A 17889-nucleotide genomic window follows, 5' to 3' on the forward strand; every position below is an offset into this window, starting at 1 on the left:
GGACCGGGCCCGCACGTCGAAGGAGGATCTGCCGACCGCGTCCGGGCAACGGACCGGGCTGCCCGCAAGGGCACCGTTCCCGGGCAGCGCTGCTTGATCTTCCGGACACCGGGCCCAGCCGTATGGAGAAGGAATGAGGCGACGGGTCTCCCCCTGGTCGAGCGCGGCCGACACCTTCGGGAAGGAGCCGGGCGATGGACGACAAAGCCGGAGGAGGACCCCTGTGACCTGGCCCTGAAGCCTTGGAGGAGTGCGCACGAGACCCCCGGAACCCGGCGGGATCCACACGAGAGGCCGCAGTCCGCGGCCGGGGTTCCTCATCACGTGTGGTGGCATAGGCTGGCACTTCAGCCGGTCGGCCAACCCTGCGGGCGGCCCCGCCTCCCCTTCTTCCAGTGTCCTGAGAGGCACTTGCGCTCAGAACCGCGGCGGTGTGCGATGTGCCCGGCTGGGCGGAAGCCGGCGCGCAACCGACTGACGAACCGATCATCAGACGCGACGCGGACTCGAAATCGAGGACGATACGCCTGTTCACGGGCGAAAGGGCAGCACGGGACACACCCATGACAGCACCAAGGAATCAACCTGCCCACGGCGGCCTCGACTTCGGGGCAGCGTTCACAGGCCGCCAGAACGAACTGCGCGAGCTCCGGGCGGCGGTCGAACGCGCCCGTACGGGAGCGGCTTCCATCGTTCTGGTCCAGGGCGCGCCCGGCACGGGAAAGACCACCCTGGTTCACCACTTCCTGGCGGAGTTGGGTGAGTTCATGGTTCTCACTACCGCGGCGACACCCTCCGCGCGCCCCGCCGCGTTCGACTGCCTCTCCCGGCTGCTCCGCCCGGTCACGGTCCCGGCACAGGGCCTCCCCGGGCCCGGGCCACGGTACGGCCCTGCGGGCGGGGACCCCTCCGCCTTCGGGCCCCGCTCGCTGTGGCGGCTCCTGGACTCACCGTCGGCGGACCCCCTCTTCCTGTTCGTGGACGACGCCCACTGGGCCGACGGCCCCACCCTGCGGTCCCTGGCCGAGGCCGTACGCGAGGGCGGGCGGCTATGCGTCGTGCTGGCGGCGCGACGCTCACGGACCTGGGACGCGGAGACCCAGCAGGCTCTGCAGTCCGTACACCCGGTCAGCCTGGGCGAACTGAGCGAGGGCGATGCGGCCTCCCTCGTGGGCAGCGTCCTCGGCGAGGCGGCCGACCACGCCCTCACCCGGCGCCTCCTGCTGCGGTCGGGCCGTCACCCGCTGTACCTCAGGGGGCTGCTCGCCGGCCATGACACGGCGCGACCCGCTGAGGGCTCCTGGCCTGCGCGCCTGCCCGCGACCGTGGTGCAGCGTCAACTCAGAGGTGTCCCCGCGGCCAGCACCGAGGCGCTGGAAGCACTGGCCGTACTGGGCGGATCGGCGTCCGTACCGACGCTCGGCGCCGTGCTCGGCGCCCCAGACTGCGCCGCCGCCCTGGACCCGCTGGCACACGAGGAGTTCATCGCCCGGACCTTCACCCCTGTTCCCACGGTGACGATCAGGCACGCCGCGTTCCGCGATGCCCTGTACGACGCCATCCCCTCCGCACGCCGCCGCAGCCTGCACCTGGCGGCCGCGGCGGCCGTCGACTGGCGGCACGGCCTGGCCCACAAGATGGCGGCGGCCGAGACGGTGGACGCCCAGCTGGTGACCGACCTCCTGGAACTCGTCGCCCACGAACTCCGCGAAGGACGCGTGCTGTACGCCGCCCGGATGCTGTTGTCGGCGGCTCGACTCTCGGGCACGGACGACCACCTCTCCGACCACCTCCTCTACGGAGCGGTCCGCGCCCTGTTCTGGGCCGGCGCCGACACGGAGATCAGTCAGTACGCGAACGCCGTGGCCACCCGGCGCCCGTGCCCATGGCGTGACGAGGCCCTGGGGCTTGCCGAGTTCGCCGCGGGCCGGCTCACCTCGGCCCGACGGCTCCTGGACCGGGCGCAACAGTCCCTGCGCACCCGCCATGCCGCCCAGCACGCGGTGGTACTCACCGAACTGGCCATGGTGCAGGCGCTGTTGGGGCAAGGTGAGGCGGCCCACCGACACGCCGAACAGGCCCTGGGCTCCTGCGCCCCGGACGGGACGACGACCTCGTGCGCCCCGGCTGCCGCAGCCCGGGACGACGACTGCGCCCACGCGCACGGCAGGGCGCCGGACATCGTCGTACCGCCGGGCACGGACCGGGCTGCGCGCGCCCTGTCCGCGTTCGGGGCGGCGCTGTGGCGCGGCCCCGCAGCCGGACTCGCTCTGCTGGCCGCACTCCCCGAGGACGCAGACGAGATCAGCGAGGAGGATCTGCCGGGGCTCACCGTCCGGGGTTTCCTGCGGCTCGCGGACGGCAACCTTCCGACCGCGACGACCGATCTCACGATGGCGGTGGTGCGCAGCCGGCCCGGCGGGCCCCGGCTCCTCGGTGTCAGCGCCTCACTGCACCTGGCCATGTGCCATCTGCTGAACGGCGACTGGGAGCGGGCGACACGGGGAATCGAGTCAGCGCTCGACGACGAACAGGCTCGCAGCTGCGACACGGCAGCGCTGTGGTCCCTGCGTTCCGTCATCGAGGCGTTCCGGGGCGACGAGACAGCTGCCGAGACCTGTCTGGCCCGGGCTCACGAGCTGGCGCAGCAGCTGGATTTCGCAGGCCCTCAGTACCACACGGCCATGGCACGTTCCATGAACGCGCGGGCACGGGGTGACCACCGCGGTGTGGTGGCCGCTCTCCAGGTCCTGGCCGCACACGCCGACCACTCCGAACGGGTGCGCGTGGTCGCCGCCTGCTGGCTTCCCTTTCTGGCCGAGTCGCTCATCGTGTGCGGCCTCGCCGACTTCGCACGCGCCGCCATGAGTGACCTGCGAGCCGCGCACGTCGAGTCGAACCTGCTCCTGACCGTCGCCGACGGATGGCTGCACGGCCGCCTCGCGGAGGCCGCCGGCGACGGCGAAACCGCCGTCCTCCGGTACACGGAGGCGATAGATGCCCTCCGGCCCGGCCGGGACATCCCGCTGCTGCGCGGCCTGCTGCAGTCCGGGTGCGGACGGGCGTCTGCCGCGCTGGGCCGAGCGGACATCGCAGCCGGACACTTCGCCTCAGCCGAGGAGATCTTCACCAGGCTCGGCGCGCGGGCCTTCCTGGCCGAGAACCGGGCCCAGCGGCAGGCCTCGGCACCTGCCCCGGTCCATGGTCCGGGGCAGGAACGGCTGACCGGGCGCGAACGCGAGGTGACACGGCTGGTGGGGCTCGGTCATACCAACAAGGAGATCGCCGATGAGCTGATGCTCAGCGCGAAGACGATCGAGTACCACCTGCGGAGCGTCTTCGGGAAGCTGGGGGTGCACAACCGCAAGGAGCTGCGTCGTCACGTCCAGGCGGGCGGCGTCTGACGGGCGGAGCCCGGCGGCCACGAGGAGCCACCGGGTACGCGAGCGGGCGGACGGCTCGACCTTATGCGGTGGTCCGCCACTTCTCGTTCTGGCCGCCCCAGCAGTCGTAGAGTTCCGGTTTGCTGCCGTTGGCGGTTGCGGTCCCGTTGATCTCCAGGCACCGCCCCGAATCCGGGTTGTAGAGCTGATCGTTCCGGCCCAGGACCCACTGCTGGTTCTGTCCGCCGTTGCAGGTGTAGAGGCCGACGGGGGTGCCGTTGGCGGTACCGGCGCCGGCTGCGTCGAGGCACAGACCGTGCACCTGGACGGTGCCGTCCCACCCCAGCGTCCAGTCCTGCGAGTCGCCTCCGTTGCAGTCCCATATGTCGACGGTGGCAGGAGACTGCTGAGCGTTGTTGTAGTCGTCCAGGCACATGGCCGAGCCGCCGCTCCCCTGAAGGCCGTACGTCAGGGGCCCATGGAGCGCCGGCCCCGGTACGAGGTGCGCGTCGACATTGCTCAGTGAGGTCGTGGTGTCGGTTCCCACGTTACTGCTGACGACCTGCACGCCCCGCAGCTTGAAGTCGGACGCCGGCAGGCCCGATGGATTGATGTAGGCCTGGTACTGCTGGAAGAGCGAGCTGAAGTCGTCACTGATCCGGGTCGTGCTCGTGGAGGAGTCGGGCATCTGGAGGGAACTGTGCACCATGACCCGGCAGCCGCCCTCGCACGTCTTCGTCGCGGGATTCATGGTGCTCCACTGGACTCCGTCGTCCTTGACCGGCTGGAACGTGCCGGGATCGAAATGGACGACGGAGATGACGTCCGGGGAGGCGCTGGTGTTCCAGGGGTCCTCAAGGATGAAGTCCGTGGTGACGATCGCCCGGTGCTCGGGGCACTGGAATCCGCCGCTCTGCTGGACGTTCGCGTCGTACGAGACGTTCACTGCCCCCTTGTCCATGGTGAGGGGCTCATTGTCAGGTCCCGGCCGTAGCTGGGTACCCGAGTAGGTGTAGCTGACGTTGGTCTCGTGGAGGCCGCAGTCGCCGGTGGCGTGGTTCGCCATGGTGACCGTCTTCGGACTGCCGCTGCCTGTGGGCGTCTGCTGGAACGAGTAGCCCGGCGTGCTGCCCCAACTGGACGTGTTCCAGCCCCAGATGCCCTGGTCCCAGGCGGCATGCGGTGTATCGGTGTTGAAGGTGTAGTCCTTCGAGTCGGCGGTGCACCCGGACAGGTCCTGGCCCTGCGGGGCAGGGGCGGTGTTCCCGTCCGGCGGGTATTCGACCAGCATGGAGTAGCAGTTGTTCGCCGGGCCGGCGTCGTACAGCAGGGGGTACGAGCGGGAATCGGCCGATGCGGACTGCGGCGCCGACCACAGGGTCGGTGCGCTCAGAAGCAGGGCGACTGCCGCGACGCGCCAGGCCCTGCGGGGCGGAACGAGGGCGACTTTCATGGAGCGGCTCCGAAGGGCGGGTATCCGCGAAGGGAACACCGGGAGGGCGATTACGGACCGGGGCGGGTCAGGATTATGGGGTACTTACCACCCGGGGCGTTAATTACGGGAAAACGCACTTCGGGTTCCCTTGCCGCGCCGCAGCCCAGATCTCCACCCGGTTTCCGTCGGTGAAGGCTGCGGGGCGTCGATGAACGTGTGCGTAGGCCGCCTGACCTGCCCTGACGGCTTCGAAGCATTATCGCGCCGGCTGCGGTACACGCGTCAAGGGGAGGTTCCTGAGGTAGCTCAGGCCGTCCCGCTCAGCGTGTCCGCGAGCCGCCGGCGAGCCGACCGGGACGCGGGTACGACGGCGAGCGCGGCGGCGCCGAGGACTGCTGCCGTCACGAACAGCGCGAGCACGGTGAGGGACGGCCCGCGGGCGATACCGGCACCGATACCGCTCGATCTCCCCTGGCAGTCGATCAGCCACCTTGCCAGCGGCATGCCCAGCGCCAGGCCGACAAGGACCGCGGCCAGCACCGTGCAAGCGGTGGCCGTGACGGTCATCGCCGTGATCTGACGCGGTGACAGCCCTACGGCCCTGAGCGCGAGAAGGTCGCGCTGCCCCTCGCGGAGCGTGCCGCCGATCACGGTCAGTACGTCGATCAGCCCGATGAGAGCGAGCACCACGATCAGTCCGATCACAGCTCCGCGCAGTGGGGAGAAACTATCGGCCGGATTACTTGCCGTACGGACGTCGAGGTGCCCGCGCCCGTCCGCGGCGAGTTGTTCCCTCACCCGGTCCGGGTCGGCGCCGTGCCGGAGCCGGAGCGCGTACAGAGTCGGCCGGACCGTGGGGTCGTTCTCGCGCAGCGTGTCGAGCGAGGTGGATATGACCCGCCCCGCGTTCTCCAGTTCGATGCTGCGGCCGACGATGTGCAGGATCTGCGGGCGCCCTCCGACGGTCATCCGCACCCAGTCCCCGACCCGGACATCCAGAAGGTCGAGCAGTCCCTGACCGGCCACCGCCTCGTCGGGGCCCCGCGCGGCCCGGCCCTCGGCCAGCGCGAACGGGTAGGGGGCATGGCGCGTCCCGAGTCCGCGCAGTGCGATCGTCGCCGTCTGCCCCGGGACCAGGGCCGCCACCTCGGTCCCCGGATAGACCGCGGTGACCTGCGGATCGCGGGCCAGGAGGGCCGCCGCCCCCGTACTGTTCAGGCTCCGGTCGGCGCGTGCGGTGAGCGTGGTCGCGAGACCGACCTGTTCAGGCCTGCTGTGAAAGCGCTCGATGGTGGTCCACGCACTCAGCGCGACCACGATCAGAGTCAGCGGCAGGGCGAGCCGGACGACCGTGGCGACCGATCGCGGCCGGCGCGGGAAGGCCCGGTGCCAGCCCAGCACCAGCGCCGGCGGGAGCCGCAGTCCCAGCGCCATGCGGGCCGGCCTCGACAGCCGCTCGCCCGCGGGCGCCGCCGCCCGCAGTACGGGTACGGGTGGGACCCGCCCGGCCCGCCATGCCGCGACGCCGGTCGTCGCACCGATGAAGAGCACCACAGCCACCGGTACCGCCACCAGCGCGGCGGTGTGCCCCGGCAGCCCCTGCCAGACCCTGACGGCCTCGCCGGGTGGCCCCGGGATCCGTCTGCCCAGGGTTTGTACAAATGTTGTGGCGAGCAGCGCGCCGAGCGAGGCGAACGCCACGTGCTGAACCAGGAAGATGCGCACCACCTGGCCGGGCGTGAAGCCGATCGCCTTGAGCACGGCGATGTCGCGCAGATGACCGCGGATGCGGGTGCCGATCGCGCCGTGGACGGCGAGCGCCGCGGCGCCGAGCGCGCCGAGGCCGAACAGCCCCAGCACCTGCCCCAGCAGCCGGTTGTCCCCCTGGGCCTCGCCGCGTGCCTGCTGCCAGTTCGAGACCTGGGTGACCGCGCCGGTGCCCAGTGTCGTGACGGCGCGCTGGGCCGTGTAGTCCGTGTCGCCCGGGTGAGTCAGCCGCAGGCCGATGACCTGACCCGAGGGGCCGCCGACATGCTGCAGCGCGGACGGCAGGGCCCATATGAGGCCGGGCCGTTCACCCGCGCTGAAATGGGGTTCCGCGCTGTCCGCGACACCCAGCACCGTGAAGGTATGTGGGGTGCCGGGCACGACCAGGGTGTCGCCGGGCCCCGCCCACAGGGCACGGGCCAGGTCAGCCTCCAGGACCACCCCGTCGGGCCTGGCGGGGTCGAGCCAGCGACCGGAGGACAGCAGCGGCCGTGCCACGCGGGGCTGGGCCACCACCCCGCGCAGCTCCACCGCGGCGCGCGCGCCGCGTGACTCGACAGTGGCAGAAGCGGTGCGGTACGGGCCGGCCACGGACTCGACCCCGCCCAGCTTCGCCAACTGCCCGGCGTCGGCGGACCGGCCGGTGTGAATCCAGACGTGCGCGCCGTGCGACTGGTTGAAGATCCGTTGCCAGGGGTTGGTGGCGTATCCGAACAGCGCCATGGCCAGCACCAGCGAGGAGACGATGCCCGCGGTAGCCAGCACGATGAAGAGCGCTTCGCCGCGGTGTGAGCGCAAGTCGGCGTGCGCCCAGCGCAGGGTCGCCCGCATGCCTCAGCCTCTCGGCCCGTGTACGGCGGGCTCTTCGACGCCCGGGCCACTCTTTGGAGCGGTCACACGGATCAGTCCTTCAGTTCCAGTACGTCGGATATCCCCACGCCCCTCGGCGTCGGGGCACCGTCGAGCTCCGCGTCGTCGACGATGCGGCCGTCGAAGAAGCTGATCACGCGGTCGGCCGCGCTCGCGACCCGCGCGTCATGGGTGACCAGCAGGATGGTCTGACCCCGTGCGTGGAAGCGGGAGAGCAGCCGCATCACCTCGCGGGTGCCCTTGCTGTCCAGGCTGCCCGCGGGTTCGTCGGCCAGCAGCAGCGTGGGGTGGTTGACCAGGGCCCGCGCCAGGGCGACGCGCTGCTGCTGCCCCCCGGAGAGCTCACCGGGCATGCTGCGGTCCTTGTCCGCCAGGCCCAGCTCCGACAGGAGACGTTCACGTTCGGCACGTGCAGCCCTGGGGGCGGCCCCGGCGAGCAGGGCGGGCAGCTCGACGTTGTCGGCGACCGACAGGTTCGACACCAGGTTGAAGAACTGGAAGACGATCCCGATCCGGCGTCGGCGCTGCACGGCCCAACGTGCCTCGCTCCAGGAATCGGTGCACTCGCCTTCCAGTGTGAGGCTTCCCCGGTCGGGCCGCTGGAGCCCGCCGAGCAGGTGCAGCAGTGTCGACTTCCCGGCGCCGGACGGGCCGGTGACGGCTACGAACTCACCCCGGCGCACGGAGAGGTCCACCCCGCGTACGGCGAGCGCCGGGGCGCCTTCGCCGTGGTGGGACTTGACCAGCCCTTCGGCTCGCAGCAAGGGAGCGGTCTGGCTCACTCCTGCTCCTCCAGTTCCTCCTGGCAGCGCTCCAGCCAGTCAAGATCGGCCTGGAGATGCAACATGGCGCCCTCGATCAGCAGGTGGGAGATGCGATGGTCCCGGTTCTCGGCCGCGGCCAGTTTCGACAGACCGCGCATGGTGTTCAGGTACTGGCGCCGCTGCTTGTTGATCAGGGTGATCCGGTCGGCGATACCGGTCGTCGTGGCCAGCGCGAGCTTCATGAAGAACTCGTCGCGTACCCTCGGCTCCTCCGCCGTCTCCTCATACCAGGCGTGCAGCGCCTCACGCCCGGCATCGGTGAGGTGGTAGATCTTCTTGTTGGGCCGGCCCGACTGCTCGACTTCCTCGCTCTCGACCAGTCCTGACTTCTCCAGGCGGCCGAGCGTCACGTAGATCTGGCCGACGTTCGGCTGAGGGTACGCGGCACCCAGCAGTTGCTCAAGGTCCTGCTTGAGCTCATACCCGTGGGCGGGTCCTCGGGCCAGCAGAGCCAGGAGGGGCAGCCGCACTCGTGCTCTCCTCTTCCCATCCTTGTCGTCCGCTGCGGGCCGGGGTGCCGGAAGCCGATAGGTCGCAGGCCCTAGTATCGCCCATGCCTGACAGGTAAACATGGCGTTCGACTCCAGGTGAAGATGCCCCCGCGCCACAGCCCCCGGGCGGACACCCCACGCCGATGCACCCCGGGCCGATGTTCCCCTACGCCGATGCACAGGGAGGAATCCATGCGGTGGATACATGCCGCCGGCAGGTGTCTTCTCGTCCTGACAGTGGTCCTGAGCGGGTACATGGCATCCGGCGCGTCCGCCGACGGGACACACGGCACTGGCCGAGGGCCGGTCACGCTGGCGACGGCGGGTGATCTCACCGGGTATCTGAGGCCGTTGCTGCAGGGCTGGAACCGTACGCACCCCGGTGAGAAGGTCACCCTGGTGGAGCTTCCTGACTCCCCGGACGAGACGCACGCACAGATGGTGACCGACCTGCGCGACGGCGACCGCGGCCGTTTCGACGTGCTCAACATCGATGTCGCCTGGACATCGGAGTTCGCTGCGGCGGGCTGGCTCGCCCCGCTGGACCGCAGCCGCTTCCCGCTGAGCAGTTTCCTGCCCCCCGTCGTCGGCACGGCGACCTACGACAACAAGCTCTATGCGGTCCCCTACGTGACCAACGCGGGGCTGCTGCTGTACCGCAAGGACATCCTCGCCAAGGAGGGCCTGCCGCCCCCGCGTTCCTGGGCCGAGCTGGAACACGACGCGAAGACCATCGCGCCGAAGTACGGTCTGGACGGCTACGCCGGACAGTTCCTGCCGTACGAGGGGCTGACCGTGAACGCGGCGGAGGCGGTCTACTCGGCGGGGGGAACCATCCTCGGCAACGAGGGCGAGCGGGTCACTGTGAACTCGCGGGCCGCCCGCGAGGGCATCGGTTTCCTCGCCCGCGGGGTACGTGAGGGCTGGATCCCCAAGGCCGCTCTGAGCTACACGGAGCAGGAGTCGAAGCAGGCCTTCCAGGACGGCCACCTGCTCTTTCTGCGCAACTGGCCCTACTCCTACGTCGAGGCGTCGGCCAAGGGTTCCGCCGTCGCCGGGAAGGTCGGGGCCGTGCCGCTGCCCGGCCCGGCCGGACGGGGCGCGAGCGTGCTGGGCGGCTCCAACCTCGCCGTCAACACACGTGCCCGACACCCCGATTCGGCTGCCCGCCTGATCGCCTACCTCACCGGTGAACATGCCCAGCGCCTGGTGCTCACCCGGGGCGCCCTGCCCCCCGTGCGGGCCGACCTCTACCAGGATCCCGCGCTGATCCGGAGGTTCCCGTACCTGCCGACGCTCCGCGCGAGCGTCCTCGCAGCCCTCCCCCGCCCGAAGAGCCCGCATTACGGCCAGGTGAGCCTGGTGGTGCAGGCAGTCGTACACGATGCGATGACCGGGCGAACGACGCCCTCCGCGGCCGTCCGCCGACTGGCACGCGAGCTGGCTGCCATCTCCCGTCAATAGTTACCCGTTAGGTAGCAACGAAGAGGCGAATCGAACCAAGCCGCCTCCTCCACGCCCGAAAAGCCTTCTGAAATGCTCACGTTACGTGGCTATTGCTCTTCCACTCGTTGACACCTGCGCGACAGGCCTACCTAACATGCATGCATAACTGACGGCAGGCACAGAAGAGACAGGTCGACAGGTGAGCCTCAACACGCACCGCTGGTGGCGCGACGCAGTGATCTATCAGGTGTACGTCCGCAGCTTCCTGGACAGCACTGGGGACGGCATCGGCGATCTCGCCGGAGTCCGCGCGGGCCTGCCGTACCTCAAGAAGCTCGGCGTCGACGGCATCTGGCTGAGCCCTTTCTACCCCTCACCCCAGCACGACCACGGCTACGACGTCGCCGACTACTGCGGCGTGGACCCGCTCTTCGGCGACCTCGCCGGGTTCGATCTGCTGATGACGGACGCCCGTCGCCTCGGCGTCAAGGTACTCCTGGACATCGTCCCCAACCACTGCTCACACGAACACCCCTGGTTCCGCGAAGCACTCTCGGCGCCACCCGGCGGCGCCGCCAGGTCCCGCTTCCACTTCGCCGACGGCAGAGGACCGGACGGAAGCGAACCGCCCAACAACTGGCATGCCATGTTCGGCGGTCCGGCCTGGTCCCGTGTCACCGAGGCGGACGGGAGTTCCGGCCAGTGGTACCTCCACATGTTCACACCCGAACAACCCGACCTGAACTGGCGGAGCACCGAGGTCGCGGCCTACTTCGACCAAGTGCTGCGGTTCTGGCTCGACCGGGGTGTCGACGGCTTCCGCATCGACGTGGCCGCCGGACTTTTCAAACACCCCGGCCTGCCCGACTCACCCGACCCCGAGGCCGACGCCCGCACCCGCGACTCCGTGAACCCCCTCGCCTGGAATCAGCCCGAGGTGCACCAGGTGTGGCGCCATTGGCGGACCCTGTGCGAGGAGTACACCTCACACGACGGACGCGATCGGCTCCTCGTCGGCGAGGTCTCCGTACCCACGGCGCGCGAACACGCCAAGTACGTACGCCCCGACGAGCTGCACCAGGCGTTCTTCTTCGACCTGCTCAGCGCCCCATGGAACGCCGACGCCTTCCGCAAGGTCATCTCCGAGGCAATGCAGGACATAGCGGGGACGGGCTCGACCGTGACCTGGGTTCTCAACAACCACGACCAGGTCCGCACCGTCACCCGGTATGGCGACTGCGGCACCGAAGGCGGCGGACTCGGTACTGCCCGCGCCCGCGCCGCCGCGCTGCTGATGCTGTCCCTGCCCGGAGCCGCCTACATCTACCAGGGCGAAGAGCTCGGGCTGCCGGAAGTCGTCGACCTGCCCGACGATGTGCTCACCGACCCCATATTCCGCCGCACCGGCAGCCGTGCCCGCATTCGCGACGGCTGCCGGGTCCCGCTGCCCTGGTCCGGGCATGCCTCACCGTTCGGTTTCACTCCGGGCGCCGAGAGCGCCAAACCGTGGCTGCCGCAACCCGCCTACTTCGCCGAGTACGCCACCGAACGTGCCCTCGCCGACACCCAGTCCTTCTGGCACCTCTACCGCAACGGCCTCCAGCTGCGCCAGGGGCTCCCCCAGCTCGGCGAAGGCACCCTGCGCTGGCTGGAGACCCCGCCGGGCGTCCTCGCCTTCGTCCGTGGCGACGGCCTGGTCTGCGCCGTCAACTTCACCACCGCGCCCACACCCTCGCCGGTCTCCGGCGCCCCCATCCTCTCCAGTGGCCCCTGTACTGCAGACGTCCTTCCGGGGTCGACGGCCGCCTGGTGGATCAGCGACCGCACCCACCCCTGAGTGGTTCGGCCTCCCCGCCATCCGCTCCCCGCTTTCACTTTCCCCACCCCTTCCCTGCTTCCTCCCTGCGCGAATGGAACTTCAATGATGAAACGACGAGGTATGACACTGCTGGCCGGCTGCACGGCCCTGGCCCTCGGCGCCACCGCCTGTGGCGGCCAGGTCGGCGCCGGCGGCGGGGAAAAGTCACTCAGCGGCCAGAGCATCACGATCGCCGGCTCCTGGTCCGGCAGTGAGCAGAAGAACTTCCAGAAGGTCATGGACGCCTTCACCGAGAAGACCGGCGCCAAGCTGCAGTTCGTCTCCACGGGCGATGACGTCTCCACCGTCGTCGGCAGCAAGATCGAGGGCGGCAACGCCCCCGACGTGGTGATGGTCCCGCAGGTCGGCGTCCTCCAGCAGTTCGCGAAGAAGGGCTGGCTCAAGCCACTGTCCAAGAGGACCCAGGAGTCCGTCGACGCCGACTACGCAGGAACGTGGAAGAAGTACGGCAGCGTCGGCAAGACTCTCTACGGCCTCTATTTCAAGGCGACCCACAAGTCGACGGTCTGGTACAGCCCCGACGCCCTCGCCCAGGCGGGTGTCAAGCCCCCCACCACGTACGACGCGATGCTGAAGGCCGGTCACACCGTCTCCGACTCGGGCCTCCCGGCTTTCTCCGTGGGCGGGGAGGACGGCTGGACCCTCACCGACTGGTTCGAGAACATCTACCTCTCCCAGGCAGGACCCCAGAACTACAACGAGCTCGCTGCCCACACGCTCAGCTGGACCGACCCGACAGTGGTCAGGGCCCTCACCACGCTCGGCAAGCTCTTCAAGGACAAGCAGCTGATAGCCGGCGGTCAGAAAGGCTCCCTCAACACCGACTTCCCGACCTCCGTCGAAAAGGTCTTCGGCCCGAAGCAGGAGGCGGCCATGGTCTACGAGGGTGACTTCGTCGCCGAAGTCGCCAAGGACCAGTTCGGCAAGAAGATCGGCCAGGACGCCGACTTCTTCCCCTTCCCGGCCGTCGACGGCGGCAAGGCGCCCGTGGTCAGTGGCGGCGACGCTGCCGTCGTCCTCAAGGACGGCAGGAACCAGAAGGCCGCCATGCGGTTCCTGGAGTACCTGGCCACCCCGGAGGCAGCCGCGGTCTGGGCCAAGTTGGGCGGCTATCTGTCGCCCAACAAGAAGCTGGCCCTCTCCGCCTACGGTGACGACGTCGCCCGCAGGACCGCCAAATCCCTGATCGCCGCGGGCAACTCGATCCGCTTCGACATGTCCGACCAGGCCCCCGCCGCCTTCGGCGGCACCAAGGGCGTCGGCGAGTGGAAGATCCTCCAGGACTTCCTGCGCGACCCCTCCGACCCGAAGGGCACCGCCGCCACGCTGGAGAAGGCGGCGGCCAAGGCGTACCAGGACTGATCGCCGTGACCACCACTCTCATGAATCACGCGCCTCCCCCACCCGCACTCATCGCCGTGCACAAGCGCCGGGCAAGGCGCCGCGGACGCGTCATCGCCCTCGCCTTCGCCCTCCCCGCCCTGCTCCTGCTGGGTGCGCTCGTCGTCTACCCCGTGCTGTTCTCAGTGGGCCGCAGCTTCTTCGACGCCTCCGGTGACCGGTTCGTCGGTACGGGCAACTACAGCGAGATGTTCCGGGACCCCACCACACTCAAAGCGATCCGCAACACCACGATCTGGGTGATCGCTGCCCCCACTCTCCTGACCGGACTCGGTCTCCTGCTCGCGGTGCTCGTCGAGAAGATCCGCTGGGCCACCGCGTTCAAACTGCTGCTGTTCATGCCGATGGCCGTCTCGTTCCTGGCCGCCGGCATCATCTTCCGGCTCGCCTACGACCAGGACCCCAGCAAGGGCGTACTGAACGCCACCGTGGTCAGCGTCCACGACGCCTTCAAGGGCACATCGCCCTATCCGACGGCCCGGATCCGCGACGGACAGGGCCTCACCAGATCTTCCGACGGCTCGTACCGCACGAGGGCCGGCTCCACCCCCGGCCACACGGTCTCCCTCCCACTGGTCGGTGTACTCCCCAAGGACCTACCGAAGGGCGCTGCGCCCGCCGCGGGAGCTGCCGGACGGAAAGCCATGCCGGACGAACTGCGCGGTGTCGTCTACCTGGACTTCACACCCGGCGGAGCAGGCACACCAGGCCGGGTCGACCGCCGGGAGAGCGGACTGCCGGGGGTGAAGGTCGAGGCCGTCCAGCACGGAAGGACCGTCGCGCACACGCAGACGGCAGCCGACGGGTCCTTCGACTTCTCCGGGCTCCACGGCGGCTCGTACACACTGAAACTGCCCGCATCGAACTTCGCCCCGCCCTACCAGGGCGTGTCCTGGCTCGGGCCCGCGCTCGTCACACCCGCGATCATCGGGGCCTATCTCTGGATCTGGACCGGTTTCTCCATGGTCCTCATCAGTGCCGGGCTCGCCGCACTCCCCCGTGACGCACTGGAGGCGGCCCGGATGGACGGCGCCGGCGAGTGGCAGATCTTCCGCAGGATCACCGTACCCCTGCTGGCCCCGGTCCTCACGGTCGTCTTCGTCACCCTCGTGATCAACGTGATGAAGGTCTTCGACCTCGTCTACATCATCGCCCCCGGACCGGTGCAGGAGAACGCCACCGTGCTCGCCACCCAGATGTGGCTGGTGTCCTTCGGCGGCGGCAACAACCAGGGGCTGGGCAGCGCCCTCGGCGTACTGCTCCTGGCCCTGGTGACGCCCGCCATGATCTTCAACGTCCGCCGCTTCCGAAGGAGCCAGCGATGAACGCGCTCAGGCGAGGCCTCTCCAGCGGCCTGGTCCAGGCATTCCTGGTGATCGTCGGCCTGCTCTGGCTCACCCCGCTCGCCGGACTGTTCTTCTCCTCGCTCCGCTCGTCCCAGGACAACGCGGGCAGTGGCTGGTGGACCAGCCTGGCCAGCCCCGGAAAGCTGTCCTTCGACAACTACTCCGCGCTCCTCGGCAACGCGGGCATGACACGGGCCTTCTGGAACACGGTACTGATCTCTGTCCCGGCCACCTTCCTGGTCGTGGTGATCGCGGCGCTCGCCGCCTACGCCTTCGCCTGGCTGGAGTTCCCCGGCCGGGACGCGATCTTCCTCCCCGTGGTGGCTCTGCTGGTGGTACCGGTCCAGATCGGGCTGCTCCCGGTCGCCAAACTCTTCGGTCAACTGGGCCTGTTCGGGACCATCCCCGGCGTCATCCTGTTCCACGTGGCCTACGGACTGCCGTTCGCCATCTTTCTGCTGCGCAACTACTTCGGCGAGATGCCGCGGGAGATGCTGGAGGCGGCGCGCATGGACGGCGGCAACGAGTGGCGCATCTTCACCCGCCTCGTGCTGCCCGTCGGTCGGCCCGCGATCGCCAGCCTGGCGATCTTCCAGTTCCTCTGGGTGTGGAACGACATGCTCGTCTCACTGCTCTTCGCCGACAGCTCCTCACAGCCTCTGACGGTGGAACTCCAGTCGCAGGTACGGCAGTTCGGCAGCAATGTGGATGTGCTGGCGCCAGGTGCGTTCCTGTCCCTGATCGTGCCGGTGGCCGTGTTCTTCGCCTTCCAGCGGCATTTCGTACAAGGGGTGATGGCGGGCTCGGTGAAATAGCCGCCCACGGTCCCGCAGAAATACGAGTTGCCGCGCCCTCGGGCGCGGCAACTCGCTGCTCACTCACACTCCGTCCAGCGGGCTCACCCCGTTCAGGAGCATTCACCCGACTGCAGGGCCTGCGGAGGGGACATCGACACCTGGTCGTCCACCATGCCGCTGTCGTCCTTCACCGGAGACGTGGCAGTGTAGTCGGTGATGCCGTAGTAGTGGTGCCCGTAACCCTCGCCCGGCTTGTTGCCGGTATGGCCGTAGTTGATCCACATCACACCGGTCGCCTGCTGCTCCTGGTACCGGTGCTGCAGGTGTGCTTTGTAGCCCTGTGGGACATAGGCGAAGAACGACTGTGTCGAGCCGGTGGCCGTGCCCCAGCTGTGGGCGTAGCTGGTCGAGAAGCTGGTCTTGAACATTTCGTCCAGCCCCACCTCCAGGCTGGCGGTCACCGTCACCGTACTCGTCGTCGTGTACGTGCTGGACGAACTCCAGTTGAGGTTGTTCGCGTCGTTGCCTCCGTAGCAGTTCATGAAGTCCGAGCTCAGCGGCGCCCAGTCGCCGTAGCCGACAGCCTGCGGGTCGCTGTAGGGGTAGAAGCCGCAGCTGATGTTGTCCAGCTGGCCCAACTGGGCCGCAGCGCAGTCCTGGACCAGCTGCGTAGCGCTGACCGCGCCGGGCTGGGACTCCGCGGGGTAGGCACTGACCGGCGCACCGAATTGCGTGCCGTCCTTCAGGCACACGAGTTTGTCGCAGTGCTGGGGTGTTTCGGCGAACGCAAGGGTCGTACCCAGCGCGGAGAGGGCAACGGTGGCAGCCGCCACAGCCAGAGTTCGCACGGCAGGACGTCTCATGGACATATCCAATCGGGGAGGGGACCACGTCCGGGCGCAGCGGCAGCCGGACAGGCCGGGGCCGCAGTTCCCACGTGGACTGGTGCCGGGGGGGAAGGAGGGGATGCGTCGCCGTTCGGATGCACGGACGAACACAGGTACCAAGTTACGGGTGACACTGCTCACGTCACCACGGCAGAGACGACAACGCGCATGGGTGCTGTTCGTTCAACGCCAGGGCGGTAAAGAGGCGTTGGGACCTGCTATAACTCTGGCGCACGAGAGGACACGGGGCTTCGGCTCCCGCCCCATCCGGGTGCGGTCCGGGCCTCATCCGCCGAATACGGCCCGGGCCTCATCCAATACGAAAGGAACCTCCCTCATCGTGAGCAGGAAGAAGAAGTTGAACAGGAAGCGACTGGGTATCGCGATCGCAGTCGGCTGCTGTGCGATGGCCGCCGTCCCGGCCCTCCTCAGTACCGCGAACGGCGCGACGGCAAGCCAGGCCATCGGGATTCCGGCCTACATCAACCCGGGGTCCGGAGCCTGGGACGCCTTCGACAGCCCCGCTCCGGGAGCGGGGCTGATCGTGGCCAATCCGGAGAGCGGCCCCGGGGGCAGCACGGACGCCGCCTACACCACCGCGATAGAGAAGGCCCACCAGGAGGGCAAGAAGGTCGTCGGTTACGTGGACACGGGCTACTTCGGGACCAGCGGCTGGACCGCACCGGGCGGCGGCGGTACCTCCACGGACGCGTGGCTCACGACGATCGAGAAGAACGTCGACACCTGGTACGACCAGTACGGCAGCGCGGGGCTCAGCGGCATCTTCTTCGACGACGCCCTGCACGACTGCGGTCCCAGCTCGGGGAGCACCGAGTACGTCGATCTCTACAAGAAGATCGAGGGCTATGTGAAGTCCAAGGACAGCTCAGCCCAAGTGATCATCAACCCGGGCGGGGGCACCGACCAGTGCTACGCGGACGCAGCTGACACGCTGGTGACCTTCGAGGGCAGCTATGCCACGTACCAGAAGTTCGCCCCCCAGTCCTGGGAGAAGTCCGTCGCTCCGTCGAAGATCTGGCATCTGGTCTACGAGACGAGCGCGTCCCAGATGCCCAGCGCGATCGCGCTGTCGAAGGAGCGCAACGCCGGCTACGTCTACGTGACCGACGACGATGACACACCCGTCGACGGCCAGCAGTGGGGGAACCCCTGGGACACGGTGGCCTCCTACTGGTCACAGGAGGTCGCCGCGGTCAGCAAGGACTGACCCGCCGCCGGCCGGGGCGCTCGCGCGAAGGCCCGGTCACTCGCCGCAGAACGGGCGGGTGACCGGGCCTTCGGGCCGTCGGCGTCCGGGGCCGGAGTTCCCTCGGCGGTGCCGCCGCAACGGACGTACTGACGT

12 protein-coding genes are annotated in these 17889 nt (G+C 69.1%); 7 read left to right on the plus strand and 5 right to left on the minus strand.

Annotation, left to right across the window (positions count from 1 at the left end; translation table 11 throughout):
- Positions 1 to 563: 563 nt before the first annotated feature.
- On the plus strand, positions 564 to 3404 hold the full coding sequence (locus OG285_RS01140) for an AAA family ATPase (protein WP_371789851.1): 2841 nt from the start codon (positions 564 to 566) through the stop codon (positions 3402 to 3404).
- A 61-nt stretch (positions 3405 to 3465) separates the two neighbouring features.
- Here OG285_RS01140 and OG285_RS01145 read toward each other — a convergent pair whose 3' ends face one another.
- The 4 genes from OG285_RS01145 to OG285_RS01160 form a co-directional block, all read right to left on the minus strand.
- Entirely contained in the window at positions 3466 to 4836 is a 1371-nt protein-coding gene (locus tag OG285_RS01145) for a ricin-type beta-trefoil lectin domain protein (protein WP_371789852.1), read from the minus strand.
- A 288-nt stretch (positions 4837 to 5124) separates the two neighbouring features.
- Complete coding sequence (locus tag OG285_RS01150) at positions 5125 to 7416, minus strand: ABC transporter permease (protein ID WP_371789853.1); 2292 nt, start codon at positions 7414 to 7416, stop codon at positions 5125 to 5127.
- A 71-nt stretch (positions 7417 to 7487) separates the two neighbouring features.
- Positions 7488 to 8237, minus strand: a complete 750-nt coding sequence (locus OG285_RS01155) for an ABC transporter ATP-binding protein (protein ID WP_371789854.1) — start codon at positions 8235 to 8237, stop codon at positions 7488 to 7490.
- Positions 8234 to 8749, minus strand: a complete 516-nt coding sequence (locus OG285_RS01160; RefSeq protein ID WP_356835424.1) for a PadR family transcriptional regulator — start codon at positions 8747 to 8749, stop codon at positions 8234 to 8236. Before OG285_RS01160 ends, OG285_RS01155 begins: the two co-directional genes overlap by 4 nt.
- Before the next feature lie 213 nt (positions 8750 to 8962).
- Between OG285_RS01160 and OG285_RS01165 the strand changes: the two genes are divergently transcribed.
- The 5 genes from OG285_RS01165 to OG285_RS01185 all read left to right on the plus strand — a co-directional run bounded on the left by OG285_RS01165 (position 8963) and on the right by OG285_RS01185 (position 15657).
- Complete coding sequence (locus OG285_RS01165; RefSeq protein WP_371789855.1) at positions 8963 to 10234, plus strand: ABC transporter substrate-binding protein; 1272 nt, start codon at positions 8963 to 8965, stop codon at positions 10232 to 10234.
- A gap of 181 nt (positions 10235 to 10415) precedes the next feature.
- Positions 10416 to 12053, plus strand: coding sequence for a glycoside hydrolase family 13 protein (locus OG285_RS01170; RefSeq protein ID WP_371789856.1), 1638 nt, complete (start codon positions 10416 to 10418; stop codon positions 12051 to 12053).
- Positions 12054 to 12140: 87 nt separating this feature from the next.
- A complete protein-coding gene (locus tag OG285_RS01175) occupies positions 12141 to 13457 on the plus strand; it encodes an ABC transporter substrate-binding protein (protein WP_371793426.1) in 1317 nt (438 codons plus the stop codon).
- 20 nt (positions 13458 to 13477) lie between these two features.
- Entirely contained in the window at positions 13478 to 14821 is a 1344-nt protein-coding gene (locus OG285_RS01180; RefSeq protein ID WP_371793427.1) for an ABC transporter permease subunit, read from the plus strand.
- Positions 14818 to 15657 carry a carbohydrate ABC transporter permease gene (locus OG285_RS01185; RefSeq protein ID WP_371789857.1) on the plus strand — a complete coding sequence of 280 codons (840 nt, stop codon included), beginning with the start codon at positions 14818 to 14820 and terminating at the stop codon, positions 15655 to 15657. The genes OG285_RS01180 and OG285_RS01185 overlap by 4 nt, the downstream gene beginning before the upstream one ends.
- A gap of 92 nt (positions 15658 to 15749) precedes the next feature.
- Here OG285_RS01185 and OG285_RS01190 read toward each other — a convergent pair whose 3' ends face one another.
- Positions 15750 to 16502: a hypothetical protein gene (locus tag OG285_RS01190; protein WP_356835414.1), complete on the minus strand. Its 753-nt coding sequence runs from the start codon at positions 16500 to 16502 to the stop codon at positions 15750 to 15752.
- Positions 16503 to 16866: 364 nt separating this feature from the next.
- On the opposite strand from OG285_RS01190, the gene OG285_RS01195 reads away from it, so the two are divergent.
- A complete protein-coding gene (locus OG285_RS01195) occupies positions 16867 to 17754 on the plus strand; it encodes a spherulation-specific family 4 protein (protein ID WP_371789858.1) in 888 nt (295 codons plus the stop codon).
- Positions 17755 to 17889 lie beyond the last annotated feature (135 nt).

The sequence above is a fragment of the Streptomyces sp. NBC_01471 genome, assembly GCF_041438865.1.
Taxonomy (GTDB): Bacteria; Actinomycetota; Actinomycetes; order Streptomycetales; family Streptomycetaceae; genus Streptomyces.